This window comes from Tateyamaria sp. Alg231-49 (assembly GCF_900143535.1).
Classification (GTDB): Bacteria; Pseudomonadota; Alphaproteobacteria; order Rhodobacterales; family Rhodobacteraceae; genus Tateyamaria.
In genome coordinates this window covers 181509-205109 of sequence record NZ_FRFA01000005.1, presented here as the reverse complement: position 1 = coordinate 205109, position 23601 = coordinate 181509, and the positions used below count along the sequence as shown (strand labels likewise).

Here is a 23601-nt window from a genome sequence, read left to right as displayed (position 1 = left end):
CCCATACTGATCCTATGCCTGAAGTTACCTTGCCTTGTGAAAGTGTGACGGGCCAAACCATTCTGGGTTCAACGAACATCTCGCCGCCGCGCGTACTTTCGCGGTTGAACCTCCTGTGCAAGGGTCGTCCAAGCAAAAAGAATCTATGGGAGTGCGGCTATGAACAGAATTGGTCATTGGATGAGACGTAATGGGATTGCGGCCTTGTCCTTTGTGGTGTTCTGCATTTTGTCTTCGTTTTCATCCGCTCAGGAGCCATCGGTCAATTCCAGCACGGACTTGGCAACGTCCGTGCTCCAAGACGGTATCCTTGCGGCACCGGTCACATTCGAAAACGAAAAACTCTTTTTGGTCAGAGGCACATCCGTTCTGCCTGCAACTGAGCGTGCAAACAGGATCGAGGACCGGATACGGCTGGCGGCCCGGTCAGTGAGCAAGGAAAAAATACAGCCGTCAATTGAAGATGTTCAGTTTGGTCGACAGATTTCTATCGGCGGCAATATGATAACGATCACAACGCTCGCGGATGCGAAACTCGAACAGATCGATATTGACGTACTTGCGGGGCTTCAGGCCGAAGCAATCGTGGATGCGATACTCGCTTATCGTTCAGAACGGTCAACGGATGCCCGGGTTGAAAGTGCTGTGTCTGCGCTGGGCTGGAGCATCGGTTTCGTCATACTGTCAGTTCTGTTCTTTCGATCGAAAGATAAAGCGGGCGAAATGGTTGCGACATTGGTCCGTCGGAGATTTCAGGGGCTGGAACAAGCAACGGGCGCCGTTGTCCGCGGCAAAGCACTGGCCAATCTGGCGAAGTTCGGTGTCAAAGTCTTGCTATGGGTCTTTTATCTCGTCGTTCTTTACTACTACTTGACCTTCGTACTGCTTGCGTTTGCGGAAACCCGTCCATTTGCAGAAGCGCTTTTGACGTATGTGTCTGCACCGCTTATGGGGATATTTCAGGGGTTCGTAGATCAGCTTCCCAATCTGATTACCCTGACGATTATCGCCATTGTGACGCGATATGCGCTGAATGCGTTAAAACTGTTCTTCGACAATTTGGAAGCCGGCACTTTCACGTTGAAGGACTTTGAACCGCATTGGATTGGGCCGACGTTCTACCTAGCCCGTGTTATGGTCATCCTCATCGCTCTGGTGTTTTCGTATCCGTTCATCCCCGGCTCGGATTCCGTCGTGTTCCAAGGTTTGACGATACTCGCCGGGATTATGGTGTCTCTCGGCTCCAACACAGTTGTCAGCAATATGATGGCAGGCCTCTTTGTGATCTATCGGCGCAGCACCAATGTGGGAGACAGGATCGAAGTGGGGGATCGGGTTGGCGACGTTGTGGATATCAAGCTGATGGAAACCCTCATTAAATCAACGAAGAATGAGATGATCAGCATTCCGAATTCACAGCTGCTGAATTCCGAAGTCGTTAACTTTACGCGCAAAATCGATGGCAGCGGCCTGTTGTTATATACCACCGTCGGAATTGGCTATGAAGAACCCAAGGAGAAGGTAAAAGCCATGTTGATCGAGGCGTCGCGTCGGACAGAAGGGCTGAAGAAAAGCCCGCATCCCTTTGTTTTGTGCACGGGTCTGGCGGACTATGCTGTCAATTATCAGATCAATGCATACAGTAGCCGAGGAGCAAGCAGGCCTAGAATCTTGTCGGATTTGCACGAAAATATCCTGGATGTTTTCAATGAAAACGGTGTGCAGATCATGACACCTTCGTACGAAGCCGATCCCACTGATCCCAAGATACCGACGGAGGACTGGAGTGGTGAACTGCACCATGTAAGGTCGTAAGCATGGTTTCGCTCTGCCAATCAGCGTGTAAGGAGCCTTGAGAGCGAGAGCATCCTGCACTGGGACATATTTAGGCCCACGCCACTTAAAGCGAAAATGAAAACCGATTGGTGGGCCGGGTTGTCAGTTGGTTCAAAGCAGCAAGGAATTTATCTTTTGGCCTTGTTTGTGACCTGTTCGCGTCTTTGGCGGATTGTGCGGTCGCACGTCTCAATGCCTCTTCGCGATCCAGCTCGGACGCTCGTTTGCGCGCGGCGGCTTCGTCCAGACGCTGCTGGTGACGTGCCTGTGCCTTGAGGCTGGTCTGTTTCTTGCGTTGGACGGCGGCGTATTCGGTGGCAGCTTTGCGTGACTGCGCCGCTTGATAGGCTGAGTTGCGGTTTTGCGCTGCGTGATCGATCGTCTCATCCCCCTCGGGTGACCAGTCACAGACCAGATCAAAGGCGGCATTCAATTCGGCCAGACGCCGGTTTCCTTCTGCCTTGTCGTTCTTGTATTTGTCCGGGTGATACGTGCGGACCATCTTTTTCCACGCGGATCGGATTGCCCTTTGATCTGCGCCGGGACAAACCCCAAGGCATTGGAAAGCAATCCGCATTTCAGATGTAAGTTTGGCCACGAGATCACCTTTTTCACGATATCATCCACATGTGCCACCCCCGGCACATTCGGATCAAAACAAGTAAAATGAGTGATAAATTCTGATCAAATGCCGCGAAAGGCTGTTTCTAAACACATGGTTAAGATCAGGCTGTGCGACACACGGGCGTTTACGCACAAACGTTTGATCAGGCGGCGTTTGTATCCAGCCAGATCGTAACGGGACCATCATTGACCAAGGACACGGCCATATCGGCGCCAAAGGTGCCTGTTTCGGTTTCAATCCCGAGATTGCTCAAAGACTGCGCGAAGTGGAGGTAGAGCATCTCTGCCTCGGCAGGTCCTGCTGCACCGGAGAAACCGGGGCGGTTCCCGCGCGAGGTATCTGCCGCCAGAGTAAACTGGCTGACCACCAGTGCGCTGCCTCCGGTTTGCAAGATTGACAGGTTCATCTTGCCTGCCTCGTCCTTGAACAGGCGCAGCTTGGAGATTTTCAAGGCAAGAGACTCGGCGGTGCCGGTGTCGTCGCCGGGCATGGCGCAAACGAAGATCAGGAGGCCAGCGCTACTCTGGCCCACGGTTTGCCCCGCAACATCGACACGCGCTTCGCTCACGCGCTGCAGTAATGCTCTCATGTGTTGCGCCAATCGATGATGTCATCAAGCTCAGCCCGTTCTGTGCGGAAGCCGTTGGCGGGATGGTCTGGGTCCGCATAGCCAAATGAGATGGCGCAGAGGATCATCTTGTCCTCTGGGACGTTGAAGTGGTCGCGCACAAAGGGGGCCTGTGCGGCGATGGCCGCTTGGGGGATGGTGGCAACCCCCAGCGATTGTGCCGCAAGGCAGAAGGCGGTGACAAAGCCGCCGGTGTCCATTGCCCCGTAAGGGCCAAGGGCACGCGGCGCCGTCACGATCGCCACGTGGGGTGCGCCGAAGAGGTTGTAGTTCTCCATCATTTGAGCGCCTGATGCCGCCCGGTCGCCTTTTTCTATCCCCACAGCCTCATAAAGCTGGAACCCGCAAGCCCGTCGCCTGTCCCCATAGATGCCGGGGTAGCCTTCAGGCCATGGAAGATCGGGCGATGGAGGCGTTTTGCTGGCGGTTTCAAAAAGTGCCGTGCGGAAAGTGTCTGTTGCGGCCCCTTGCGTAATGATCAACTGCCACGGCTGAGCGTTGCACCAACTTGGGACGTGGCGTGCCGCGGCAACGATTTTGGCGATGTCGTCCTGAGGTACGGGGGCCGACAGGAACGCCCGGCAGGAAAAGCGCGCTTGCAACAGGTCCAGCAAGGTGTCGTAGTCGTTCATTGTTGCATCGCCATGGAAAAGCCGATGGCCCCGGCTACAAGCGCCCCGACGAGAACAGCAAGCAGGATTTTACCGGTCGAGTAGGGCCGCTCGCCCTGTACTCGGCCTGTGCGCCCGTTCACCACAAATCGATAGGTTTTGCCCCGGTATTTGTAGGCGGCAAGCCAAACGGGAAGCAGGATATGTTTGAACGTGACCTCCCCGATTTTGGTATCGACCGAATGAATGCGCTGGCGGTCCCCACCGATGTCAAAGCGGATGTCGCGGGCAATGATATTGTCCATCCGCACGCGTGCCTCGGCAAATCCCTCATCCAGTTCTACTGAATAGCCTTCCGCCCGGAAACCCGCGAGGAATTCGGGGGCGTAGGGTTGCAGCGCGCTCAGATCCCATGGTTCCAGCGCGTCGGTGAAATGCTTAGGAAGAGAGGTGGAGGCAAGCACAAGCACGTCGTCAAAGAACCGCGCGACTTTGCCCCGCGTTCGCTGCCAGCGGACCTTGGCCACGCGCACCTGACTGCGCTTGCCGTCCCGTACGACTGTCTGGGTTTCATAGTAGACGGTGCCGCGCTCGCCAGCATAGGCGCTGCGCGTGTCTGCATCGAAGGTCCAGTACGGAACGTAAATGCCCTGCATCGTCCGACCCTTGCGCGCATAGTCTTTTAGCCCGTTTGGCGCAAACCACAGGCGGCCGAGCCAGTCGGTCATCGCCTTGCGGGCGTTTGGTTCGCTCATTGCAAAGGGCAGGACGCCGCGTGGCTTTATGTGGCGGTGCGCGCCTGTGTCGGTGACCACGGGTGTGGCACAGAACGGACATTCGGCTGCGTGGATGTTGGCATCAAATTCAACTTGCGCTGCGCAGTTGGGGCATTTGGAGACGCGAGTTTCTTCGATTTCCGTGTCGGGCAAGTTCGCGTTCAGGGCCGCGCGGTAATCAAGTTCGTGGATCGCCGTCGGTGCGGCGTCGCGCGTTCCTTCGATGGTGCTGGTGTTACCGCAGTGATCGCAGGTCAGAGTACCAGCGGCGGGGTCAAAACGGAAATCGGCCCCGCAATTGTCGCAGGGGAACCGATGATCGGCGGGTGGTGTCGCGTTGGAAAGGTCTGGCAGGTCGGTCATAGCATGCAATGCAGTGTTGTGGGTGTGATCCGACGCAGGTTTTCGCCACGCAGCGCCGTGTGCCGCCACAGGTGGAAGATGGCAAGCAGAGACAAGGCGGAGAGCATAAAGAAATAGAGTTCGAAAAGACGCGGCCCGCCCCAGTTACCGCCCAACAGAACCCATATGGTGATTGCGGCTATCGCGCCTAGGTACATTCCCAAACTCAGCCACGGGTGAGCAGCGCGCAATACGCCCTGAAGCTTGAGGCCGGGACCGCTCGTCATGCCGCGCACGATCTCAATCGCCCAGATGGCAAGTCCACTGAGCGCGAAGGCCCATACCAGGAACGGGACTAGGCCGCCTGCCACCAGCAAAATGACCAGCGCAAAGTTCAGCCAGTGGAGTGTGATTGTGGCATTGCGGCGCATGGGTTTGCGTCCTTTGCGAAGTGGCCGTATCGGGCGCGTCGAGTCTGTTTCTTCAGGTGTAGCCGGGTCAGGCATCCATGGCCATAATGAATGGCCGTCGCTCTGATCTGCGTACAGCTAAAAAGTACTTGTGCAGCCACTTGATGGCCGTATGCCGGGTACACGCGGGAAATAGGCTGGGGTGCAGAAAAGTCACCCAAGGAAGAGTGGTATGGGTGCGCGCGTGTCAAGATCGCCGCGCCCGTTCCCTCAAACGAATGCCGGGCAGGGCGATTATGCGCGTCCTGCCCGGCATGCGGAGTGTAAATCCGGCACGCTCAGAGAAAGTCGTCGCGGCGTGGGGTAAAGCAATCCACCAACTGGCCCGGTTCCAAGCATACGCACCCGTGGGTTTGATCCGAAGGCACGACAAAGCTGTCGCCCGGGCCTACCTCGCGTGTTTCTTCACCCAAAGTGAACCGGAACCGCCCGCTTTCTACATAGGTAGATTGGACATGCGGGTGATTGTGCAGCGCTCCTTCGGCCCCCGCTGCATCAAACCGAAAGACGACGACCATCAGTTCTGGATGGTCTGACAGGACCTGTCGGGACACGTTTTCGCCCGTAGAGACGATTGGAAAATCAGACATGTATGAAACCTTTCCGGTAGGTCAGGAGAACAGCATTCCGCCGTTGATATCGATGTTTGTGCCAGTGACAAAGGCCGAGTCGTTACAGGCCAGGAACAGAATCAGATTGGCGGTGTCATCAGTGTTGCCCTGTCGTTTGACGGGGGCAGCGGCCTCAAAGCCGCGGCGACCTGCATCCGGCGTGTGAACGTTGTGAAAGTCGGTGTCGATCATGCCAGGGCACAGCGCGTTGACCCGGATGTCCGGACCAAGTTCTTTGGCCAGAGCGCGGGTCATGGTCATTACGGCCCCCTTGGACGTGGCGTAGGCCACGGCGCCGGGGCCGCCGCCATCACGACCTGCCTGGCTGGCAAGGTTCACGATTGTACCGGTTTTCATGTGTTCAAGGCACGTTTTGGTCATCAAAAAGGTGCTGGTCAGGTTCAAGTCCATCACAGCGTTCCAGTGATCGAGCGGCATGTCCGCAATCGTCTTGCGTGCGATCAGGCCACCTGCATTATTGACCAGAACGTCAATGCTGCCGAACTCGGCCACGGTCTTGGAAACAAGGGCATCGACATCCTCTTGCTTGGTCAGATCGCCCTTAAGCGCAAAAGCCTGCCCGCCTTCGGACGTTATGCGCTCAACGGCAGCATCGGCACCTTCGCTGCTGGAAAAATAGTTAATCGCAACCCGTGCGCCTTCAGCGGCCAGCTTCAGTGCCGCGGCTTGTCCAATATCGCGCCCGCCACCGGTGATGATTGCCGTTTGCCCTGCAAGTTTCATGTGCTGTTCCTCTTTGTATGTGTCTAGGCTGGTATACTAGTTAAATAACTGGTATACCAGTCCGAACTGTTCATATTGATCCCCAACAAAGGCACGCCAGTGTCAGGCGGGGTTCATAGAGCGGGTCAAGGTTGTTGTTTTTGCCTGCGTTTCGTTAAAAGGCGATGGAACGACCCAAAGGGGAGAGCGCGCGATGGTGCAAGTGACAAATTTCAACGAACGCCGCACAAGCGTGGATGACATATTCGATTATCTCCATGATGAGATTTTGTCGTTGCGGCTGCGCCCCGGCGACAAGATTTCCGAAGCCGACATCGCTGCACAGTTTGGTGTATCTCGCCAACCGGTCCGTGATGCGTTCAGCCGTCTTGCCACCCGCAACCTTTTGTTGATCCGCCCCCAGCGCGCCACCGAAGTGAAACGGTTTTCATCCCGCGAGATCGTCAAGTCACGCTTTGTCCGTGCCTCCGTCGAAAAAGAAGTGCTGCGCCTTGCCGCTGAGCGATGCGACGCGCAAGGAGCCGCAGAACTAGACGCCGCCCTTGCCAGACAGGATCAGATGATCGCCGCTGGTGACGATGATACGTTCGGCAAGCTGGATTATGAATTTCACGAGACTCTGTGTCGAATCGCACAAGCGGAATTTGCATTTGACGTGATCATGGCTGAAAAATCCAAAGTTGACCGATTGTGCACACTGAGCCTGGAAAAAGTCGATCGACTGCCGGAGCTGGTTGAGGATCATCGGAGTATGGCCGAAGCGATCAAACGCCATGATGCGGCTGAGGCCATAAAGTGTGGCATGCTTCATTTGTCCCGACTGGACAAAACGATCGAGCAGATATCGGCAACCAACGCCAACTACTTCGAACCCGAAACACCCCCGACTAAGTAGGGCACAGACGCTAAAGGTATTGCTATGACCAACTCCAAACCCCGAGTCGGCGCTCCCATTGATGAGATGTCCTGGTCCACCACGTCCGGAGACACCGTTTCGGTTGGTCATGCCAAAGACCGCTGGACGATGCTTTTTGTCTATCGCGGCAAACACTGTCCGCGTTGCAAGCGGTTCCTGAACAAACTGAATGCAGTGCTGCCTGCGTGGCAGGCGGTCATGGACGTGGTCGTGGTATCTGCGGACACGGCAGAGAAGGCGCAGGCGGACAAGGCAGAGTTTAGCTGGGATTTCGATCTGTGCTATGGACTGAGCGAGCTGGAGATGCGCGCGCTGGGTCTGTACGTTTCTGACCCACTGTCAGAGGCAGAAACGTCTACGCGTTTTGCTGAACCCGGTGCCTTTGGTATCCGGCCCGACGGCACGTTAATGCTGGTCGATATCTCCAACGGCCCGGCGGCACGTCCTGATTTGGAAGAGCTGCTGGACGGCATGATCTTTAACATTGAGAACAATCGCCCCGTGCGTGGCACTGCTTAGACGGGCCCATTTTCTGCGGTTTTGTGGGGAATATTCGCAGTTGACAAATCTAGTATACTAGTCTTCTTTTGGGGGCGAGGAAGAAAACCGAGGTCAATTCAGGGCATCGCAGTTCGGAGGATCTGCCTGCCCGTACATGGAAAGACCAAGGTCAAAACAGAGTTCAAAACTCAAACCGGGAGGACACTATGTTCAACACACTTACAAAATCACTGATCGGTGCTGTCGCCGTCAGCGTGCTTAGCACAGCCGCTTTTGCCGAAAACTGGCGCGGTTGGAACATCCACGTGGACGGATATCCAAACACCGTCGCGATGGACAAATTCGCAGAGCTTGTTGCTGAAAAGACAGGTGGCGAAATCACGCTGCAGATGTTCCACGGCGGCACACTGGGCAGCCAGCCTGACGCGGTCGAGCAGGTCCGTCTGGGCGGTCTGGAAATCGGCAACTTCAACCTTGGCCCCATCGGCCCGATTGTGCCTGCGGCCAACGTCGTATCCCTGCCGTTCATCTTCAAGGACGTCCCTCACATGTTCCGCGTGCTGGACAGTGAAGGTGGCGCAGCCATCGCCGCTGGCATGGCCGAAAAAGGACTGCTGCCACTGGCATGGTATGACGCCGGCGCCCGGTCGTTCTACAACGGCGAAAAGGCGATCAACACGCCTGCCGATGTTGTTGGCATGAAGGTGCGGGTCATGAACAACGACCTGTTCACCGGTATGATCAACGAAATGGGCGGCAACGCTTCTCCAATGGCCTTTGCCGAAGTCTACCAAGCCCTGAAAACCGGCGTTGTGGACGGTGCAGAAAACAACTGGCCTTCCTACGAATCCACCGGCCACTTTGAGGTTGCGGGCTTCTATTCGCTGTCCCAGCACCTGATCATCCCTGAGTGTATCTGCATCAATGCCGACACGTTCGCGGGTCTGTCTGCTGACATGCAGGCGGCAGTGACCGAAGCGGCACAAGAATCTGCGCTGATGCAGCGTGATCTGTGGGCCGCACGTGAGGCTGCAAGCCGCGAAGCGGTTGAAGCGGCAGGCGTCGTTGTCAACGAAGTGGCAGACAAGGCACCGTTCCAAGCTGCAATGGGCCCGGTCTATGAGGCCGCATTTGAATCCAACCCGGATTTGCGCCCCTTGGTCGAGTTGATCCAGGCCACCGACTAAGCCCGGATCTGCTATTAGAATAAGGCGTCCGGCCCCGCATCTCTTGGGGCCGGGCGCTTTTTTTGACCGGAGAACAGCCATGCATGACGCAAGTGATCTGCCCCCCGCCATCCGCCGCATGACCACGACCCTCGATACGATTGCCTGGGTCTGCCGCATCCTTACCGGGATCGCACTGGTGGTGCTGACAGTGATTTTTGGCTGGCTTGTTTTCGGGCGCTACGTTTTGAACGCGACACCCACTTGGGTCGAACAGGTCGCATTGTTGCTTGTGATGTTCATCGCCTTCATCGGTGCCGCCGTAGGTGTTTATGAAAACACGCATCTGTCTGTCTCGATCCTGCGCAGTGCAGTGCCGACACGCGTACGCATCATTTTTGTCGTCCTCACTGATCTGATTATGGCGGGGTTTGGGCTGCTGATGCTGTGGTATGGTGCGCAACTCACCATCTTCAAATGGGGTTCGCTGATCCCGCTGATCCAATTGCCCGAGGGTTTGCGCTCTCTCCCTTTAACCATCAGTGGCGGGTTGATCCTGCTGTTTTCCGTCAGTCACCTTATCCGCCTTTACCTTGGTGTGGATGAGCGTCGCGACAGCATCGAATAGGGGGTTGATATGGGACTAATGGTACTCCTTGGGGTTTTTGCCTTGTGTGTTGTGATCGGCACGCCAGTGGCCTTTGCGCTTGGCATCTCGGCCATCGCCGCCTTCTGGTATGAAGGGCTGCCGCTGATGATCGGGTTTCAGCGGATTGTATCGGGCATCAATGTTTTTGCCCTGATGGCGATCCCGTTCTTCATCTTCGCCGGCGAGTTGATGTTTCACGGCGGCATTGCGATGCGTTTGGTGCGCTTTGCCTCGGCCGCTGTAGGCGCGGTGCGCGGCGGGCTTGGCATCGTCAACGTGTTCTCGTCGATGCTCTTTGGCGGCATTTCGGGGTCGGCCATCGCGGATATTTCGGCCCTTGGTTCGATCCTTGTGCCAGTGATGAAGGAAAAGGGGTACGATGCAGATTATGCGGTAAACGTCACCGTCACATCCTCCATCGCAGGGATTATCATCCCGCCCAGCCATAACATGATCATCTTTGCCATCGCGGCGGGCGGCGGCATTTCGATCTCAAAGCTGTTTTTGGCCGGTGTCGTGCCCGGTATCCTGATGTGCCTGTGTCTGGCGCTGGCGGCCTATCTTGTGGCGGTGAAACGCGGCTATAAAGCCGAGAAGTTCCCGGGCTGGACCGCACTGGTCATGGCGTTCTTTGGTGCGATCCCAGGTCTGCTGACAGCCGTTATCATCGTGGGCGGCGTATTGTCGGGTGTCTTTACGGTCACCGAGTCCGGCGCGTTTGGCGCGATCTATGCCTTCATCGTCACGCTTGTGGTCTATCGCTCCATCACAGTGGACAAGTTCCGCCTTGCTGTAACGCAGGCCGTGCGCACCACGGCGATGGTGATGATCCTGATCGCCTGCGCTGGGGCCTTTGCCTACATGCTGACTTTTTACCGGGTGCCCAACCTGACGGTCGACTTCCTCACAGGGCTGACCGACAATCCAATCCTGATCCTGTTGATGATCAACGTGGCCCTGTTGATTTTGGGCATGATCATGGACATGGCCGCCCTTATCCTGATCTGCACGCCGATCTTTCTGCCTGTGGCCAACGCCCTTGGGGTCGACCCCTACCAGTTCGGGATGATCCTGCTGGTCAATCTGGGTCTGGGCCTGTGCACGCCGCCTGTGGGCTCGTGTCTGTTCGTCGGATGCGCCGTGGGCAAGTTGCCGATGGAAAAGGCCGTGCGCACAATCTGGCCCTTTTACCTCGCCATCTTTGCCGCACTGATGTTGATCACCTTCGTTCCGGCGATTTCGCTGACGCTCCCCTCATTGATTGGCGGGTAACGTCAACTCCATCACGCCCCCGGTGGAGGGGGCGGCAGGATCGTGAAGAGTTGTGCGAGTTCGGTCACATCCTCGGCCTTAAGCCAGCCATCCTGCCCGGCAGTCCACACATAGGTCTCCCGCGTGAGTTCGCCTTCTGCGGCCATCCGCGCCATCCGCGCCTTGGAAAACGGACCCTTCGTCTGGCCTCCTTCAGCGGTGTGCCAGACGTGTTCGACCGGTGGCGGGGGCGGTGTGTTGCTGCCAGCTGCCGAGGGCCGGGCACCCCAAGGGCCTTGCCCGGCGGCCATGTTGCCCATCTGTAAACCCATCGCAGCCCCAAGGCCGGCCTGCATCGCATCGCCTGCGCCACCACCTTCGCGCCCCAGCGCCTCAGCGGCCTGAAACTGCATATAGTTATTGAGGTTCCCGACCACGCCCATCGAAGAACGCTTGTCCATCACCGCCTCGACGGCGGGGGGGAGCGATATGTTTTCGATGTAAAGTTCGGGGATCACCAGCCCATACTCTGCGATCAGGGCCGAGATTTCCTTGGCCACGATTTGCCCCAACTCGCGCGTGTTGGCGGCCATGTCGAGAACCGGGATGCCGGATTTGGCAAGCGAGCGTGACATTTCCTGCACGATGATATTGCGGATTTGAAAGCTGATCTCGTCCATGGTGAATTCGCCGTCCGTACCGACGATTTCAACAAGGAACTTGGCCGGGTCCGCGACCTTGACCGAATAGGTCCCGAAAGCACGCAGGCGAACCGGACCGAATTCTGGGTCACGACAGATGATCGGGTTTTTTGTGCCCCACTTGAGATCATTAAAGCGGGTCGTGTTGACGAAATAGATCTCGGACTTGAAGGGGCTTTTGAAACCGTGATCCCAATGCTGCAACGTCGTCATGATTGGCATGTTGTTGGTTTCAAGCATGTAGAGACCAGGGGTGAAGACGTCTGCCAGCTGCCCCTCGTGCACGAACACAGCGGCTTGCCCTTCGCGGACTGTCAGCTTGGCTCCGTATTTGATTTCGTGCCCTTCGCGTTCGAAGCGCCAAACCATGGTGTCGCGGGTGTCGTCCACCCAGTGGATGACATCGATGAATTCACCGGAGAGGAAGTCGAAAATACCCATGTGGGGTCTCCTTTGGTCGGGATCAGAGCGGGCCTTGGACGGCCTCGCGGGCAAGAATGCGCACAATCGGGCGCGCGGTATCAAGTGCCATGCCGGGGGCAAGGCGGGCGTCATAGAGCATGCCCAGAAGGGCGTCGTCATGGTTGGTCAGCAGTGCAAACTCATCGTCATCATTAAAGATGGAAGGGCGTGCATTGGGGCTGTCATTGGCCAATCCCAGCCCCTGGGCCAGTTCCTCGTGAATGCAAGAGAGTCGCAAAAGGTCTGGGTTTTCAGCCCGGATGACCGCAACGGCGGCCGTGTACGTGGTGCGTTCGGCGCCACTGGCATAAGCGGCCACCGCGCAATAGGCATCATCGGGCAGGTCGCGCAGGGGAGCAAGATTGGCTTGGGTCACGCCAGGCAGGCGAGGGGCAATTTTGTTCAAGGTTTCGGCGCGGTCATCTTCGCTGGCAAAGACCACCATGAAATTGGGCGTGCCAGCGGTCGACACCGGGTGCCCGGTGCTGCGTGCCAAGCGAGCCGCGAACGCGCGCACGTCTGCGCGGTCCTGCATCCGCTGGCTTGGGGGGACAGATGGACCAAAGGCAATCCCGATGCGCACTGGCCCAGACCAGCGCCGCAAATCGCTTGGTCCACCGCGCGGAGCGCCATTGCGCCCGTATTCGTTAAAGAACACGATCTGTTCAAAGTTGCGCGCCAGCATGTCGGCCGTGAACGGCGTGTCCGGCCCGCCGCCATCCTGACGCAGCAGACCTGAGGTCAGCTGGCTTGATTGCACTTGTGTGAGGTATTGGCGCAGGGTCGCGCTACGCTCGGACGTGGCGCGTTGCGGGATTGGGTCTGCGAGGCCGGCAGAGGCGGGGCTTGCCTGTGGGTTCAGTGCCGAGTCTGCGGGCGGCATGTCACAGGCCGCAAGAAGAGTAAGCGCAGCAAGGCCACGCCATACTCCCCCTGTGATCCGAACCCAAGTCATGCGTTTTGATCAGCTGGGAACGGCCGTGCCAGCCGTGTCGCCGACCCCGTCCTTGCGCGACTTGGCAGAGGCCAGGGTGTCGCGCAATTCGGCTTCCATCTTCTTGAGGTCCTCTTCGGCGGCAGCGCGTTTGGCTTTGCCTTCGTCGGCGATTTTGAGGCTGTCCTCGATCGTCCCGATCAGATCGGCATTAGCCTTTTTGACCGCTTCGATGTCGAAAACGCCCCGATCCATTTCGGTGCGGATCGCTTTGTTGCTTTCACGCAGGTTGGCCGCGTTTGAGGTCAGAAGCTCGTTCGTCAGGTCATTGGCGTCACGCACAGCGGCTGCGGCTTCGGCGCTGCGCTGGATGGTGACGGCTTGGGCCAGTTGGGTTTCCCAGAGAGGCACGGTGTTGACGAGGGTCGAGTTGATTTTGGTAACAAGCGACTTGTCGTTTTCCTGAACCAGACGGATCGAAGGCAGTGACTGCATTGTCACCTGACGGGTCAGTTTGAGGTCATGCACCCGGCGTTCCAGATCGTCACGCGCGGCACGCAGGTCGCGCAGTTCTTGCGCCACCATGACCTTGTCGGCTTCGGCGGCGGCTTCGACATCTTTTTCCTTGGCGGGGATAGTGGTTTCATCCAGTTCTTTGATCTTTTCCTCGCCCGCGGCAATGTACAGCGCGAGTTCATCATAGAACTGGAGCGTCTTTTCATAGAGCAGATCGAGGGATTTGATGTCTTTGAGCAGCGTGTGCTCGTGTTCCAGCAGGTTGTCGGTGATCTTATCGATCTGGGCTTGGACTGTTTCAAACTTAGCCGTGAATTTGGCGAAGGGTGCTGCGCGTCCGATCAGCTTTTCCCACCATGACCGGTCGCGGCGCACATCAAGTTCTGAGATCGAGAAGCCGCGGATCGTGGTGACGATCCCGCGCAAGCTATCGCCTGCCGGCCCCACATCTTTGTTGCGCACGTCCGTTAGCATCGCCTGAGAGATTTCCTGCAACTCGGCTTGTGCTGCAGACCCGAACGAGACGATGGAATTGGTATCACCCATATCAATCTCGTCCATGCGGGCGCGGATTTCGCTGCCCACAGGCGCGTCGGCCTCGGCCAGTGGCACGATGGCCCCTGCATCTTTGGGTTCGGGAAGGACAACTGCAGTCACTTCTTCGACTGCGGCAAGGGTGGCTTCGGCCTTTTGGCGGACGGTGTCAGACATGTTGGGGTACCTTGTTCCTTAATTAAATATCGTTTGTTGGGGTGCGTACCCCTTCGCGTTGCAATCGGTCTCGCAACACGTCGATTTCGATGTTCAGATCGCTGCGGTCGTCGACCAGCAGCTTGCGGGTGCGCGCGGCAAAGTTGTCGCTCAGATCATCCAGCAGATCGCTGTAGTCGGCGCGGGCTTGAGTGTCGCGGGTGCGAGAATAGATGTCCGCAAACTTGATCGTCGCATCGCGCGCGCCCATCAGATAGACGCCAAGATACTTGCGCGCCGCTGTCAGGTCGCGCGGATCTTCTTCGACTGTGCGGATCAGGTCGCAGGCAGTGGCCTGGAATTTTTCGAGCTTCAGGGCCATCTGGCGATCTTCGGCACGTTTCATCGCATCGGTCATTGCGGCGAGATGGGTTTCAGCCTCGTCTACGACGCGGGCAACGCGGTCTTGTTGGAATGTATCGATGCCTTCCATCCCCTTGTCTTGCAAAGGGTCGATCCCGAAGGCGGCCAGATGCAGACCGCTGGCGGCGACACCAAACAGGATGGGGGCAACCAGACCGGGTTCATTCCGATACGCTGCCATGGCAATGCCGATACCCGTCAGGACAGAGGAAAACAGCTTGCGCGGGATGGCTGGGCGGCGTGCTACTTTACGCGAGACGTAGGCTGCTTCGGCAACCAGACCGCCGCGCAAGAGCCAGGCGGCAAGGGTCAGAATGCCTGCTGCGACAAGGGCCAGCGCCAGATTTACGGCACCATCATTCAGCGCAAGAAACACCATGGGTATCGCAGGGACGAACAGGATATTGGCGCGTGCGCCAACCGGATTGACCTGCGCGCCCTGATAGGCGCTGCGGTCTTGCGATGCAGGGGCATCCGTGGTGCCATCGGGACTGTATTTTCCACCAAAGCGCTGGGCCATGCGTCAAAGCCCCCCGATCAGGCCGGTGGTCACGCCGAACATCAGCGCAATCAGAGCCGCATATGCTATTTTTTGAAACGCAGTTGGTTGCATCAAAATCCCCCGACCCAATGGATGTCTCGACTATATGTGTTTTGCATCTACAGCACTAGGGCCGTGCAGACCCGTACGCAGCGCTCTGCCACCTTTGTTGCAATCAGGTATGACAGTGAGATTGGGACGCAAAGGGGAGTTCTGTATGCGTTTTGGCAGATTTAGCGCGGTTTGCGCTTGCGCACCGGTCTTTTGGGACTGGGTTTGGCCGTACCTGTCTGATCGATGGCTTCGATCCCAAGTTGGTCGCGTACGATCTTGCGACGTACCTCTTCGACTTCACCAGCCTTCAACTCGCCCAATTGGAAGGGCCCATAGCTGATGCGGATCAGCCGGTTTACGGTAAGCCCAATGCTGTCCATGGCGCGGCGGATTTCGCGGTTCTTGCCTTCGCGCAGGCCCACGGTCAGCCAGGCGTTTGCCCCTTGTTGGCGATCAAGGGTGATCTGCATCGGCTGGAATCGCTCGCCCTCGACTGTGATCCCTTTGCGCAAAGGCTCAAGATCGGGGTCGGTGGGTCGCCCGTTGATCCGGACGCGGTAACGCCGCATCCAACCAGTGGAAGGCAGTTCAAGTTTGCGTTTGATCCCGCCGTCATTGGTGAGCAGCAAAAGCCCTTCGGAATTGATGTCGAGCCGTCCAATGGACATCACGCGCGGCATGTCTTCGGGCAAGGCGTCGTAAATGGTGCGCCGTCCTTTTTCATCCGCGTCCGATGTCACAAGACCAACGGGCTTGTGATAAAGCCACATGCGCTCGGGTTCGGGTTCTTGCAAGGCTTTGCCGTCCACCGTGATGCGGTCGTCCGGGGTGACGTTCAGCGCGGGGCTGTCGATCTGTTTGCCATTCACCGAAACGCGGCCAGCGGCGATGATGGTTTCTGCGCCACGGCGCGATGCAAGTCCGGCACGGGCCAGAACCTTGGCGATGCGATCGCCTTTTGGAGGGGTGTCAGTCATGAACAGGCCATAGCGATGGCTTGCGCTGCTCGCAAGGGACGTGGCAGGTGAGGGCATGGAGTTTCGCTCATTCATGGACATAGCGCTGGAAGAAGCGCGCAGCGCGGGTGGGCGCGATGAGGTGCCTGTGGGGGCGGTAATTGTGTCGCCCGCAGGTGAGGTTGTGGCCCGTGCCGGGAACCGCACGCGCGAACTGAGCGACCCAACTGCCCATGCCGAGATGCTGGCGATACGCAGCGCCTGCGCCGCTGCGGGGTCAGAGCGTCTGGGCGGCCATTCTTTGTATGTGACGCTCGAGCCTTGTGCGATGTGCGCCGCCGCCATCGCAGCGGCGCGGATCGAACGTCTTTATTACGCAGCATCAGATCCAAAGTCGGGTGGGGTCGCGCAGGGCGCGCGCGTGTTCGCGCACCCGCAAAGCCATCATGTGCCACAGATTTACGACGGGATCGCGGCAACAGAGGCCGAAGCATTGCTGCGCGACTTCTTTGCCGCCAAACGCTAGACAGCGCGCGCATCTTCGCGGCAGGGTAGAGGTACATTTCAAACCAACCCAAAGGTTCGCCCCCATGTCATATAGCATTGAACAAATCGCCGCCGATTACACCGCCGCGTGGAATTCCAAATCTCCTGAGGCTGTGGCTTCGTTCTATGCCAAGGACGGCGTGATCGTGATCAACCGGGGCGAGCCGTGGGCCGGGCAGGACCGCGTCGCTGAGATGGCGGCTGGGTTTTACTCTGACGTGTCGATTTGACCCTGACCTGTGACGAGGTGCGCCCGGCGGGCGCCCATGTGATCTTTGTCTGGACCTTTACAGGTCATGACGCAGGTACCGGCAACCCGCTTAGTGTCAAAGGCTGGGAAGAGTGGGACATGGACGCCGAGGGAAAGGTCAAGTCCTCGCGGGGGTGGTTTGATGCTGACGACTATGCCCGGCAAGTGGCTGGTGGCTAGTTCAGCGCTATTGGATGTTGGCGATTTCAGGGGGCGGGGTGGATCATGTCTGCCATGTCAGGCCGTTTACCATTTGGCAGCCCTCAAATCCTTTTAACTGCACTTGGGTACTGTCACCAAAGATAAAGTCCTGAGCGCCGCCAATCATGACGCGGGTGGCGTCGGATGCAAGAATTTCGTCTGGTTCCGCGGCGGTAGCAACGCGCGCGGCCTTGTTGACCACGGTGCCAAAGAAATCATCGCCCGCTTCGATCACATCATCTGTATGCAGTCCGATGCGAATGCGCAGACGTGGTTCTTCCCCTTAAAAGAATTCCCCGTCGTCTGATCCGATGTGGCTAACGGCGTCAGAGCAGGAGAAAAGCTTGACTACAGAATATGCATTGCGCGCGCCTTAGGTTTTGATCCGACGCACTGTGACGGCCGCGACTTCCAGCGAGGCCGTAAAGCGGTGGTGCATTCTGTTCACAGGGTGATCGCTTGCAGCACTTCAGGTTCGGTCACGCTGACCCCCGGCAAGCCGTCTTTGAGGACGTCTGCGCTCTGCTCCAGCAGCGGGAAGGTGCGGTAGTGGCAGGGTATGACTGTTGAGAAGTTAAAGTACCGCTTTGCAGCATAGGCGGCTCCTGCCATGTCCATGGTAAAATACCCGCCTGCAGACAGAATTCCGATGTCTGGTTTGTACAAATCACCGATCCATTCCATGTCGGCCATGATGTCGGTGTCGCCCGACAGGTAGATCACTTTGCCTTCGCCCTTGAGGATGAACCCGCATTCCGCGCCCATATAGACCCCGCGTCCGTCCACGTCGATCGAGGACGAATGCGAGGCAGGCACCAGCGTGGCGGTCACATCGCCAAGTGTGATCGTGCCACCTTTGCCAAAGGCGTGACCCTCGATCGCCCCTAACCCATGCAGATGTTTGCCAAGTTCGTAGACTGCTGAGACGGGCGCGCCAGTGGTTTTGGAGATCTCGACCACATCAGCGGTATGATCGAAATGGCCGTGGGTGATCAGGATATGCGTGGCCCCTTTGACGGCCGCATCGCCTTGCCCCTCGGGCAGCATTGGGTTGCCGTTGATCCACGGATCGATCAGCAGCACCTGATCCCCGATTTCGATCCGAAAGCTGCCATGGCCGAGCCAGATGATGTTCATGTCGATGTCTCCTTGAATTGGCCTACCTTAGCGCGGGTTTGAAATTTCGGGAGCCTCCGGCGGGGATTTTTTTAAATCAGAGAAGCTGGGGGACGCGCAATGCATAGGTTTGCGCGGGCTTGGAGAGCGTATGGAATTGTTGCGCGAGATTGATGGGTATTGTGAGCGGTTGGATGCGTCCTATTGGGCGGAGCCGGTCAATGCGGTGACCAATGCCGCATTTATGGTGGCCGCTTTTGTGATGTGGCGGCGCAGTGCGGGTGTGCCGCTGGCCCGTGCCTTGTGCGTTGTGTTGGCTGTGATTGGGGTGGGGAGCTATCTGTTTCACACTCATGCGCAGGTCTGGGCGGCGGTTGCCGATGTCGCGCCGATTCTTGGCTACATCCTGCTTTATATCTTTGCGGTGAACAGGGACGTTTGGCGGATGCCATGGTGGATGGCGGCGTTGGGCGCTGCAGCGTTCATCCCCTACGCGGTTCTGACGGTGCCCATTTGGTAAAACTTGCCTGTTTTGGGGGTATCAGCAGGTTACATTCCCGTGCCGGTGTTGATTGCCATCTATGCTGTTTTACTGTGGCGCCGGTATCCGAAACTTGCCCGCGGGTTGCTGATCGGGGTCGGCATATTGATGCTGTCTCTGACATTCCGGTCTATTGATGACGCTTTGTGCGATCGCCTGCTTGTAGGCACCCATTTTGCCTGGCATTTGCTCAATGCGCTGATGCTGGGATGGATGATCGAAGTCTATGTGCGCCATATCCGCGCCCATCCTCTTGAAGGCGTGGAACGCGCACGCTAAAGCGTGGCGACTGAGAATCGAAGGGTTTCCTGATGTCCATCGACGAAAGCACTGCGGCCCGCGTGGCAAAACTTGCCCGCATCAAAGTCGAGCCTGAGCGCCTGCCGGCCCTCGCGGTTGAGTTCAACACGATCCTCGGCTTTATCGAGCAGTTGAGCGAGGTTGATGTGGACGGTGTCGAGCCGATGACATCTGTGACCCCGCAACGACTGAAACGCCGCGAAGATATTGTGACAGATGGCAGCCAGCAAGAGGCCATTCTTACCAATGCGCCCGATGCGCGCGAAGGATTTTTTGCTGTGCCGAAGGTGGTTGAGTAATGGGTGATCTGAACAAACTGGGACTGGCCGAGGCGCGTGATGCGTTGCGTGCCGGGGATGTCACGTCGGTCGAACTGACGGACGCGTGTTTGAGCGCGATTGACGGGGCAGGGGCGCTCAACGCCTTTGTCCACCACACGCCTGAGATTGCGCGCACGCAAGCCGCAGCCGCAGATGCCCGCATCAAGGCCGGCGACGCGCCGGCGATGTGTGGTCTGCCCATCGGGATCAAAGACCTGTTTTGTACCAAAGGTGTGCCGTCCCAGGCTGGATCGCGCATTCTTGAAGGCTTTCTGCCCCAATACGAAAGCACGGTCAGCCAGAACTTGTTTGATTCTGGCGCGGTTATGTTGGGCAAGCTCAACATGGACGAATTCGCCATGGGGTCGTCCAACGAGACCAGCGTGTATGGCAATGCTGTGAACCCGTGGAAAGTCGACAGCCGTCAGCTGACACCTGGCGGGTCGTCCGGCGGCTCGGCGAGCGCTGTGGCCGCAGATTTGTGTCTGGCCGCCACTGGCACCGACACAGGCGGGTCCATCCGCCAGCCAGCGGCCTTTGTCGGCATCACTGGTATCAAGCCTACGTATGGGCGGTGTTCGCGCTGGGGTGTTGTGGCCTTTGCCTCTTCTCTCGATCAGGCGGGTCCGATGACGAAATCGGTGCGTGATGCAGCCATTATGCTTGAGGCGATGTGCAGCCACGATCCGAAGGACTCGACTTCTGCCGACCTGCCAGTGCCGAATTTCGAGGCGATGCTGACCGGCGACATCAAGGGCAAGAAGATCGGTATTCCTAAGGAGTATCGGATGGATGGTATGCCGGACGAGATCGAGGCGCTGTGGGCCAATGGCACCGCGATGCTGCGTGACGCGGGCGCTGAGATTGTCGACATCTCGCTGCCCCACACGAAATACGCGCTGCCGGCGTATTATGTGATCGCACCTGCCGAGGCCTCGTCAAACCTCGCCCGTTATGACGGTGTGCGTTATGGGCACCGCGCGCGTCTGGATCAAGGCGATGGCATCACTGAGATGTATGAAAAAACACGTGCCGAAGGCTTTGGTGCCGAAGTGCAGCGTCGGGTGATGATCGGGACCTATGTGCTATCTGCTGGTTTTTACGACGCCTATTACAACCGCGCCCGGCGCGTGCGTACGTTGATCAAAAAAGACTTTGAGGATGTGTTTGCCCAAGGGATCGACGCGATCCTGACACCGGCCACCCCGTCCGCGGCCTTTGGTCTGGGCGAGGCGTCTGATGATCCGGTCGAAATGTATCTCAACGACGTCTTTACGGTCACTGTCAACATGGCCGGACTGCCCGGAATTGCGGTGCCCGCCGGGCAGGACGCTCAGGGGTTGCCTTTGGGTCTGCAATTGATCGGCCGGCCATGGGAAGAGGGCGATTTGCTGAACACCGCTTACGCTCTTGAGGCGCGGGCCGGATTTGTAGCAAAACCGGAAAAATGGTGGTAGGGGTCGCAAAACAGCACCCAAAAAGGGTTGAGCAGAGATGACGATCCGATACCTCCTGATCTTGTTGGCCTTTAGCGCGTTGGCTGCGTGTCAGCCCGCCGTTCCCGATAGTGGTGCAGGCGTTGTCAACACTGGGCGTGGCGTGGGTTTTGACAGTCCCGAAAGCTTGGCTGCGCGACAGGCACGTGACGCGGAATTGTCCGGAACAGCCATCGTCGGTACGACATCCGCACCACAGAGCGCGGGCACAATCCGCGCTGTCAGCGACCCGGCCGGGCTGGATGCAGAATTGGCGCAAGTGGCTCGTCAGAACGACGCAGATGCCGCGCGCGCCAACTCCGGGCAGGCGGTGGTCAACGCCAGCCCTTCAAATTCGGCTCCGGTGATCCTGAACAATCCCGGCATTTCGGATGAAAACAACTTTGACGCTGTTGCGTCGCGCCAATCCATTGAAAGTGATGCCGCGCGTATTGCGTCCAATCGCTCGCAATACGAAGTGATCCAACCCACGGCGCTGCCGACACGCCGCGGCAACGCGCAACCCAATGTGGTGCAATACGCCCTGGAAACATCGCATCCCCGCGGCACAAAAGTGCACCGTCGGACAAACATCGCGTCAGCTTCGCGCACGCAGCGCAATTGCGCGCAATATAACTCTGCCGATGAGGCGCAGATCGATTTTCTTTCCTTTGGTGGCCCCGAACGCGACCGGAAGGCGCTGGATCCGGATGGTGATGGCTATGCCTGCGGGTGGGACCCGGCCCCGTTCCGGCGCGTCTCCGGCGGCTGAGCGGGACGGTGGAGATCCACCAACATCCATCGCCAAATTGCGGCCCGCGGCGGGATGGGCTGAGCCCTCACTTTGTTGTGCTGCACTATACGGCCATGGCCAGTGCGGAGGCCGCAATTGAGCGACTTTCTGATCCGGCATACGAGGTGTCAGCGCATTACGTGATCTGTAAAACGGGCCGCGTGACACAGCTGGTCAGCGAAGGGATGCGGGCCTGGCATGCGGGTGCAGGCGAATGGAAGGGGCTGCGCGATATCAACTCCCGCTCCATCGGGATTGAGCTCGACAATGATGGGCAGGGAGCCTTTGCCGCACCGCTCATGCATAGCCTCGAGACGCTACTGACCCGGATTCTGGCAGGTTGGAACATTCCGCCGCAGAACGTGATTGGGCATTCGGACATGGCGCCGGGGCGCAAATTCGATCCCGGCCCATGGTTTGACTGGGCGCGGTTGGAGGAGCATGGGCTGGCAGGGAAGCGTGGGACTGGGCCAGGGCCAACAGATCTCTCTCTCGAGGATTTCGCGACGTTTGCGCGAGACGCGGGCTATACAGCGGATGCGGACGCCGAAACACTTCTGGCTGCGGTCCGCCTGAGATACCGATCGTTCAAATCAGGCCTACTGGAGCCTGAGGATTTCGCCCCCATAGGCCCCACCGCGCTCTGGACCTGATCGCGATCCCCGATTTCTTCTGACGAAAAATACCACCGCCGGAGGCCTCGGCATCTACAGCAAACGCACAGGTACCTATTGACGCGACCCACGGGCCCCGCGTATGCGCATCCGGCGCGGAGGGGCGGATGACCGCGGCAGCAATGTCGAGGAAAGTCCGGACTCCCAAAAGATACGGTGCCGGGTAACGCCCGGGCGGGGTAACTCGACGGACAGCGCCACAGAAAACAAACCACCGACCTTAGGGTCGGCCAGGGTGAAACGGTGGGGTAAGAGCCCACCGGGGGGCTGGCAACAGCACCCGCATGGCAAGCCCCACCGGGAGCAATGCCAAATAGGGACCGCGTGGGCCGCAAGGCCCGGGGCTGCTTTTGCCCCAGCAGGTCCGGGTTGGCAGCTAGAGGGGTGTTGGTAACAGCATCTCAAGAGGAATGGTCATCTCGGGGCGGTTCGCCGTCCTAGACAGAATCCGGCTTACAGCCCCTCCGCGCACCTACCACTGACCGCATTGTGCGCCCTGTCGATCGCGGTCTGTTGCGAGGCGGCGTTGTTCCGCCATGTACAACTTCTTGGCCCTTTTCCGCAGGTTGCTTGCTCGACAAGGTCGGCCGATGCGTAAAATCCGCCACCCGGGCCTTTTCCCATGCCAGCGGGGTTGACTCGGGGTGGCCTGCGGGTAAAAGCAGCGCTCTAACGAATTTCCCGTTGGTGTCCCATTTGGCGAACCGACGATGCAGGAGACAAGAAGATGGCGAAGCCAACCACGATCAAGATCCGCCTGAACTCGACCGCAGGCACCGGCCACTTCTATGTGACCAAAAAGAACGCGCGCACCATGACTGAAAAGATGGTCGTCAAAAAGTATGACCCCGTCGTGCGCAAACATGTGGAATACAAGGAAGGCAAGATCAAGTAAGATCGCCTGATTTCACGATTTCAAAGGGCCGCGCCGCAAGGACGCGGCCTTTTTCGTTTTAGGGAGTTGATGGACATGCACAGGGCG

At 58.1% G+C, this 23601-nt stretch carries 31 protein-coding genes and 1 other RNA gene; 17 read left to right on the top strand and 15 right to left on the bottom strand.

Going from position 1 to position 23601, the window contains the following annotated elements:
• Positions 1-248: 248 nt before the first annotated feature.
• Positions 249-437 carry a hypothetical protein gene (locus DHN60_RS22645; RefSeq protein WP_234423599.1) on the bottom strand — a complete coding sequence of 63 codons (189 nt, stop codon included), beginning with the start codon at positions 435-437 and terminating at the stop codon, positions 249-251.
• Between DHN60_RS22645 and DHN60_RS10005 the strand changes: the two genes are divergently transcribed.
• Positions 430-1815 carry a mechanosensitive ion channel domain-containing protein gene (locus DHN60_RS10005; RefSeq protein ID WP_234423598.1) on the top strand — a complete coding sequence of 462 codons (1386 nt, stop codon included), beginning with the start codon at positions 430-432 and terminating at the stop codon, positions 1813-1815. The two genes, DHN60_RS22645 and DHN60_RS10005, sit on opposite strands and share 8 nt — an antisense overlap.
• A gap of 85 nt (positions 1816-1900) precedes the next feature.
• Here DHN60_RS10005 and DHN60_RS10000 read toward each other — a convergent pair whose 3' ends face one another.
• The 7 genes from DHN60_RS10000 to DHN60_RS09970 all read right to left on the bottom strand — a co-directional run bounded on the left by DHN60_RS10000 (position 1901) and on the right by DHN60_RS09970 (position 6643).
• Complete coding sequence (locus DHN60_RS10000; RefSeq protein ID WP_108837143.1) at positions 1901-2434, bottom strand: J domain-containing protein; 534 nt, start codon at positions 2432-2434, stop codon at positions 1901-1903.
• A gap of 169 nt (positions 2435-2603) precedes the next feature.
• Positions 2604-3050, bottom strand: a complete 447-nt coding sequence (gene dtd, locus DHN60_RS09995; RefSeq protein ID WP_108837142.1) for a D-aminoacyl-tRNA deacylase — start codon at positions 3048-3050, stop codon at positions 2604-2606.
• Positions 3047-3721 carry a nitroreductase gene (locus tag DHN60_RS09990; protein WP_108837141.1) on the bottom strand — a complete coding sequence of 225 codons (675 nt, stop codon included), beginning with the start codon at positions 3719-3721 and terminating at the stop codon, positions 3047-3049. Before DHN60_RS09990 ends, dtd begins: the two co-directional genes overlap by 4 nt.
• On the bottom strand, positions 3718-4839 hold the full coding sequence (locus DHN60_RS09985; RefSeq protein WP_108837140.1) for a TFIIB-type zinc finger domain-containing protein: 1122 nt from the start codon (positions 4837-4839) through the stop codon (positions 3718-3720). Before DHN60_RS09985 ends, DHN60_RS09990 begins: the two co-directional genes overlap by 4 nt.
• Positions 4836-5249, bottom strand: a complete 414-nt coding sequence (locus DHN60_RS09980; protein ID WP_159089166.1) for a hypothetical protein — start codon at positions 5247-5249, stop codon at positions 4836-4838. Before DHN60_RS09980 ends, DHN60_RS09985 begins: the two co-directional genes overlap by 4 nt.
• A 317-nt stretch (positions 5250-5566) precedes the next feature.
• A complete protein-coding gene (locus DHN60_RS09975) occupies positions 5567-5878 on the bottom strand; it encodes a cupin domain-containing protein (RefSeq protein ID WP_108837138.1) in 312 nt (103 codons plus the stop codon).
• Positions 5879-5899: 21 nt separating this feature from the next.
• Complete coding sequence (locus DHN60_RS09970) at positions 5900-6643, bottom strand: SDR family NAD(P)-dependent oxidoreductase (protein ID WP_108837137.1); 744 nt, start codon at positions 6641-6643, stop codon at positions 5900-5902.
• A 193-nt stretch (positions 6644-6836) separates the two neighbouring features.
• On the opposite strand from DHN60_RS09970, the gene DHN60_RS09965 reads away from it, so the two are divergent.
• From DHN60_RS09965 to DHN60_RS09945, 5 genes are all read left to right on the top strand, one after another.
• Positions 6837-7538, top strand: coding sequence for a GntR family transcriptional regulator (locus DHN60_RS09965; RefSeq protein WP_108837136.1), 702 nt, complete (start codon positions 6837-6839; stop codon positions 7536-7538).
• A gap of 24 nt (positions 7539-7562) precedes the next feature.
• Positions 7563-8078, top strand: a complete 516-nt coding sequence (locus DHN60_RS09960) for a peroxiredoxin (RefSeq protein WP_108837135.1) — start codon at positions 7563-7565, stop codon at positions 8076-8078.
• Positions 8079-8266: 188 nt separating this feature from the next.
• Positions 8267-9247, top strand: coding sequence for a TRAP transporter substrate-binding protein (locus DHN60_RS09955; protein WP_108837134.1), 981 nt, complete (start codon positions 8267-8269; stop codon positions 9245-9247).
• Between the two features lie 79 nt (positions 9248-9326).
• Positions 9327-9854: a TRAP transporter small permease gene (locus tag DHN60_RS09950; RefSeq protein WP_108837133.1), complete on the top strand. Its 528-nt coding sequence runs from the start codon at positions 9327-9329 to the stop codon at positions 9852-9854.
• Positions 9855-9863: 9 nt separating this feature from the next.
• Positions 9864-11147, top strand: coding sequence for a TRAP transporter large permease (locus DHN60_RS09945; protein WP_108837132.1), 1284 nt, complete (start codon positions 9864-9866; stop codon positions 11145-11147).
• Positions 11148-11158: 11 nt separating this feature from the next.
• Here the strand turns inward: DHN60_RS09945 and DHN60_RS09940 are convergent, their stop codons facing one another.
• The 5 genes from DHN60_RS09940 to DHN60_RS09920 form a co-directional block, all read right to left on the bottom strand.
• Entirely contained in the window at positions 11159-12268 is a 1110-nt protein-coding gene (locus tag DHN60_RS09940; protein ID WP_108837131.1) for an SPFH domain-containing protein, read from the bottom strand.
• A gap of 22 nt (positions 12269-12290) precedes the next feature.
• Entirely contained in the window at positions 12291-13244 is a 954-nt protein-coding gene (locus DHN60_RS09935; protein WP_108837130.1) for a DUF2927 domain-containing protein, read from the bottom strand.
• A gap of 9 nt (positions 13245-13253) precedes the next feature.
• Positions 13254-14450, bottom strand: a complete 1197-nt coding sequence (locus tag DHN60_RS09930) for a toxic anion resistance protein (protein WP_108837129.1) — start codon at positions 14448-14450, stop codon at positions 13254-13256.
• A 22-nt stretch (positions 14451-14472) separates the two neighbouring features.
• Positions 14473-15372, bottom strand: coding sequence for a 5-bromo-4-chloroindolyl phosphate hydrolysis family protein (locus DHN60_RS09925; RefSeq protein WP_108837128.1), 900 nt, complete (start codon positions 15370-15372; stop codon positions 14473-14475).
• A 254-nt stretch (positions 15373-15626) separates the two neighbouring features.
• Positions 15627-16424, bottom strand: a complete 798-nt coding sequence (locus tag DHN60_RS09920; protein ID WP_108837293.1) for a pseudouridine synthase — start codon at positions 16422-16424, stop codon at positions 15627-15629.
• Between the two features lie 55 nt (positions 16425-16479).
• Here DHN60_RS09920 and DHN60_RS09915 point away from each other — a divergent pair, with 55 nt between their 5' ends.
• From DHN60_RS09915 to DHN60_RS22635, 3 genes are all read left to right on the top strand, one after another.
• The gene (locus DHN60_RS09915) at positions 16480-16929 is read left to right on the top strand and encodes a nucleoside deaminase (RefSeq protein WP_108837127.1); all 450 of its coding nucleotides are present in this window, start codon (positions 16480-16482) and stop codon (positions 16927-16929) included.
• Between the two features lie 64 nt (positions 16930-16993).
• Positions 16994-17179 (top strand): SgcJ/EcaC family oxidoreductase, encoded by a 186-nt coding sequence (locus DHN60_RS22640; RefSeq protein WP_234423597.1) that lies wholly within the window; start codon positions 16994-16996, stop codon positions 17177-17179.
• Positions 17176-17379 (top strand): hypothetical protein, encoded by a 204-nt coding sequence (locus DHN60_RS22635; RefSeq protein WP_234423596.1) that lies wholly within the window; start codon positions 17176-17178, stop codon positions 17377-17379. Before DHN60_RS22640 ends, DHN60_RS22635 begins: the two co-directional genes overlap by 4 nt.
• Positions 17380-17422: 43 nt before the next feature.
• On the opposite strand, the gene DHN60_RS22970 is transcribed toward DHN60_RS22635, so the two are convergent.
• Positions 17423-17635 carry a hypothetical protein gene (locus DHN60_RS22970; protein WP_159089165.1) on the bottom strand — a complete coding sequence of 71 codons (213 nt, stop codon included), beginning with the start codon at positions 17633-17635 and terminating at the stop codon, positions 17423-17425.
• A gap of 209 nt (positions 17636-17844) precedes the next feature.
• On the bottom strand, positions 17845-18537 hold the full coding sequence (locus DHN60_RS09900; protein WP_108837125.1) for a metal-dependent hydrolase: 693 nt from the start codon (positions 18535-18537) through the stop codon (positions 17845-17847).
• A gap of 130 nt (positions 18538-18667) precedes the next feature.
• On the opposite strand from DHN60_RS09900, the gene DHN60_RS22930 reads away from it, so the two are divergent.
• The 8 genes from DHN60_RS22930 to rpmG all read left to right on the top strand — a co-directional run bounded on the left by DHN60_RS22930 (position 18668) and on the right by rpmG (position 23514).
• Positions 18668-19036, top strand: a complete 369-nt coding sequence (locus DHN60_RS22930) for a ceramidase domain-containing protein (RefSeq protein WP_306415993.1) — start codon at positions 18668-18670, stop codon at positions 19034-19036.
• 39 nt (positions 19037-19075) lie between these two features.
• On the top strand, positions 19076-19336 hold the full coding sequence (locus DHN60_RS22925; protein WP_306415992.1) for a hypothetical protein: 261 nt from the start codon (positions 19076-19078) through the stop codon (positions 19334-19336).
• A gap of 32 nt (positions 19337-19368) precedes the next feature.
• Positions 19369-19656 (top strand): Asp-tRNA(Asn)/Glu-tRNA(Gln) amidotransferase subunit GatC, encoded by a 288-nt coding sequence (gene gatC / locus DHN60_RS09890; RefSeq protein ID WP_108837124.1) that lies wholly within the window; start codon positions 19369-19371, stop codon positions 19654-19656.
• Entirely contained in the window at positions 19656-21134 is a 1479-nt protein-coding gene (gene gatA, locus DHN60_RS09885; RefSeq protein ID WP_108837123.1) for an Asp-tRNA(Asn)/Glu-tRNA(Gln) amidotransferase subunit GatA, read from the top strand. The genes gatC and gatA overlap by 1 nt, the downstream gene beginning before the upstream one ends.
• A 37-nt stretch (positions 21135-21171) precedes the next feature.
• Positions 21172-21924 (top strand): hypothetical protein, encoded by a 753-nt coding sequence (locus DHN60_RS09880; protein WP_108837122.1) that lies wholly within the window; start codon positions 21172-21174, stop codon positions 21922-21924.
• Positions 21885-22598: an N-acetylmuramoyl-L-alanine amidase gene (locus tag DHN60_RS09875; protein ID WP_306415991.1), complete on the top strand. Its 714-nt coding sequence runs from the start codon at positions 21885-21887 to the stop codon at positions 22596-22598. Before DHN60_RS09880 ends, DHN60_RS09875 begins: the two co-directional genes overlap by 40 nt.
• Positions 22599-22714: 116 nt before the next feature.
• Positions 22715-23091: RNase P RNA component class A (gene rnpB / locus DHN60_RS09870), an RNA gene on the top strand.
• A gap of 255 nt (positions 23092-23346) precedes the next feature.
• Entirely contained in the window at positions 23347-23514 is a 168-nt protein-coding gene (gene rpmG, locus DHN60_RS09865) for a 50S ribosomal protein L33 (RefSeq protein ID WP_058315632.1), read from the top strand.
• Positions 23515-23601 lie beyond the last annotated feature (87 nt).

Excerpts from the sequence above, each read along its gene's own strand:
- dtd (WP_108837142.1), bottom strand. The coding sequence starts at position 3,050 with ATGAGAGCATTACTGCAGCGCGTGAGCGAAGCGCGTGTCGATGTTGCG.
- DHN60_RS09990 (WP_108837141.1), bottom strand. The coding sequence starts at position 3,721 with ATGAACGACTACGACACCTTGCTGGACCTGTTGCAAGCGCGCTTTTCC.
- DHN60_RS09985 (WP_108837140.1), bottom strand. The coding sequence starts at position 4,839 with ATGACCGACCTGCCAGACCTTTCCAACGCGACACCACCCGCCGATCAT.
- DHN60_RS09980 (WP_159089166.1), bottom strand. The coding sequence starts at position 5,249 with ATGCGCCGCAATGCCACAATCACACTCCACTGGCTGAACTTTGCGCTG.
- DHN60_RS09975 (WP_108837138.1), bottom strand. The coding sequence starts at position 5,878 with ATGTCTGATTTTCCAATCGTCTCTACGGGCGAAAACGTGTCCCGACAG.
- DHN60_RS09970 (WP_108837137.1), bottom strand. The coding sequence starts at position 6,643 with ATGAAACTTGCAGGGCAAACGGCAATCATCACCGGTGGCGGGCGCGAT.
- DHN60_RS09965 (WP_108837136.1), top strand. The coding sequence starts at position 6,837 with ATGGTGCAAGTGACAAATTTCAACGAACGCCGCACAAGCGTGGATGAC.
- DHN60_RS09960 (WP_108837135.1), top strand. The coding sequence starts at position 7,563 with ATGACCAACTCCAAACCCCGAGTCGGCGCTCCCATTGATGAGATGTCC.
- DHN60_RS09955 (WP_108837134.1), top strand. The coding sequence starts at position 8,267 with ATGTTCAACACACTTACAAAATCACTGATCGGTGCTGTCGCCGTCAGC.
- DHN60_RS09950 (WP_108837133.1), top strand. The coding sequence starts at position 9,327 with ATGCATGACGCAAGTGATCTGCCCCCCGCCATCCGCCGCATGACCACG.
- DHN60_RS09945 (WP_108837132.1), top strand. The coding sequence starts at position 9,864 with ATGGGACTAATGGTACTCCTTGGGGTTTTTGCCTTGTGTGTTGTGATC.
- DHN60_RS09940 (WP_108837131.1), bottom strand. The coding sequence starts at position 12,268 with ATGGGTATTTTCGACTTCCTCTCCGGTGAATTCATCGATGTCATCCAC.
- DHN60_RS09935 (WP_108837130.1), bottom strand. The coding sequence starts at position 13,244 with ATGACTTGGGTTCGGATCACAGGGGGAGTATGGCGTGGCCTTGCTGCG.
- DHN60_RS09930 (WP_108837129.1), bottom strand. The coding sequence starts at position 14,450 with ATGTCTGACACCGTCCGCCAAAAGGCCGAAGCCACCCTTGCCGCAGTC.
- DHN60_RS09925 (WP_108837128.1), bottom strand. The coding sequence starts at position 15,372 with ATGGCCCAGCGCTTTGGTGGAAAATACAGTCCCGATGGCACCACGGAT.
- DHN60_RS09920 (WP_108837293.1), bottom strand. The coding sequence starts at position 16,424 with ATGACTGACACCCCTCCAAAAGGCGATCGCATCGCCAAGGTTCTGGCC.
- DHN60_RS09915 (WP_108837127.1), top strand. The coding sequence starts at position 16,480 with ATGGAGTTTCGCTCATTCATGGACATAGCGCTGGAAGAAGCGCGCAGC.
- DHN60_RS22640 (WP_234423597.1), top strand. The coding sequence starts at position 16,994 with ATGTCATATAGCATTGAACAAATCGCCGCCGATTACACCGCCGCGTGG.
- DHN60_RS09900 (WP_108837125.1), bottom strand. The coding sequence starts at position 18,537 with ATGAACATCATCTGGCTCGGCCATGGCAGCTTTCGGATCGAAATCGGG.
- DHN60_RS22930 (WP_306415993.1), top strand. The coding sequence starts at position 18,668 with ATGGAATTGTTGCGCGAGATTGATGGGTATTGTGAGCGGTTGGATGCG.
- gatC (WP_108837124.1), top strand. The coding sequence starts at position 19,369 with ATGTCCATCGACGAAAGCACTGCGGCCCGCGTGGCAAAACTTGCCCGC.
- gatA (WP_108837123.1), top strand. The coding sequence starts at position 19,656 with ATGGGTGATCTGAACAAACTGGGACTGGCCGAGGCGCGTGATGCGTTG.
- DHN60_RS09880 (WP_108837122.1), top strand. The coding sequence starts at position 21,172 with ATGACGATCCGATACCTCCTGATCTTGTTGGCCTTTAGCGCGTTGGCT.
- rpmG (WP_058315632.1), top strand. The coding sequence starts at position 23,347 with ATGGCGAAGCCAACCACGATCAAGATCCGCCTGAACTCGACCGCAGGC.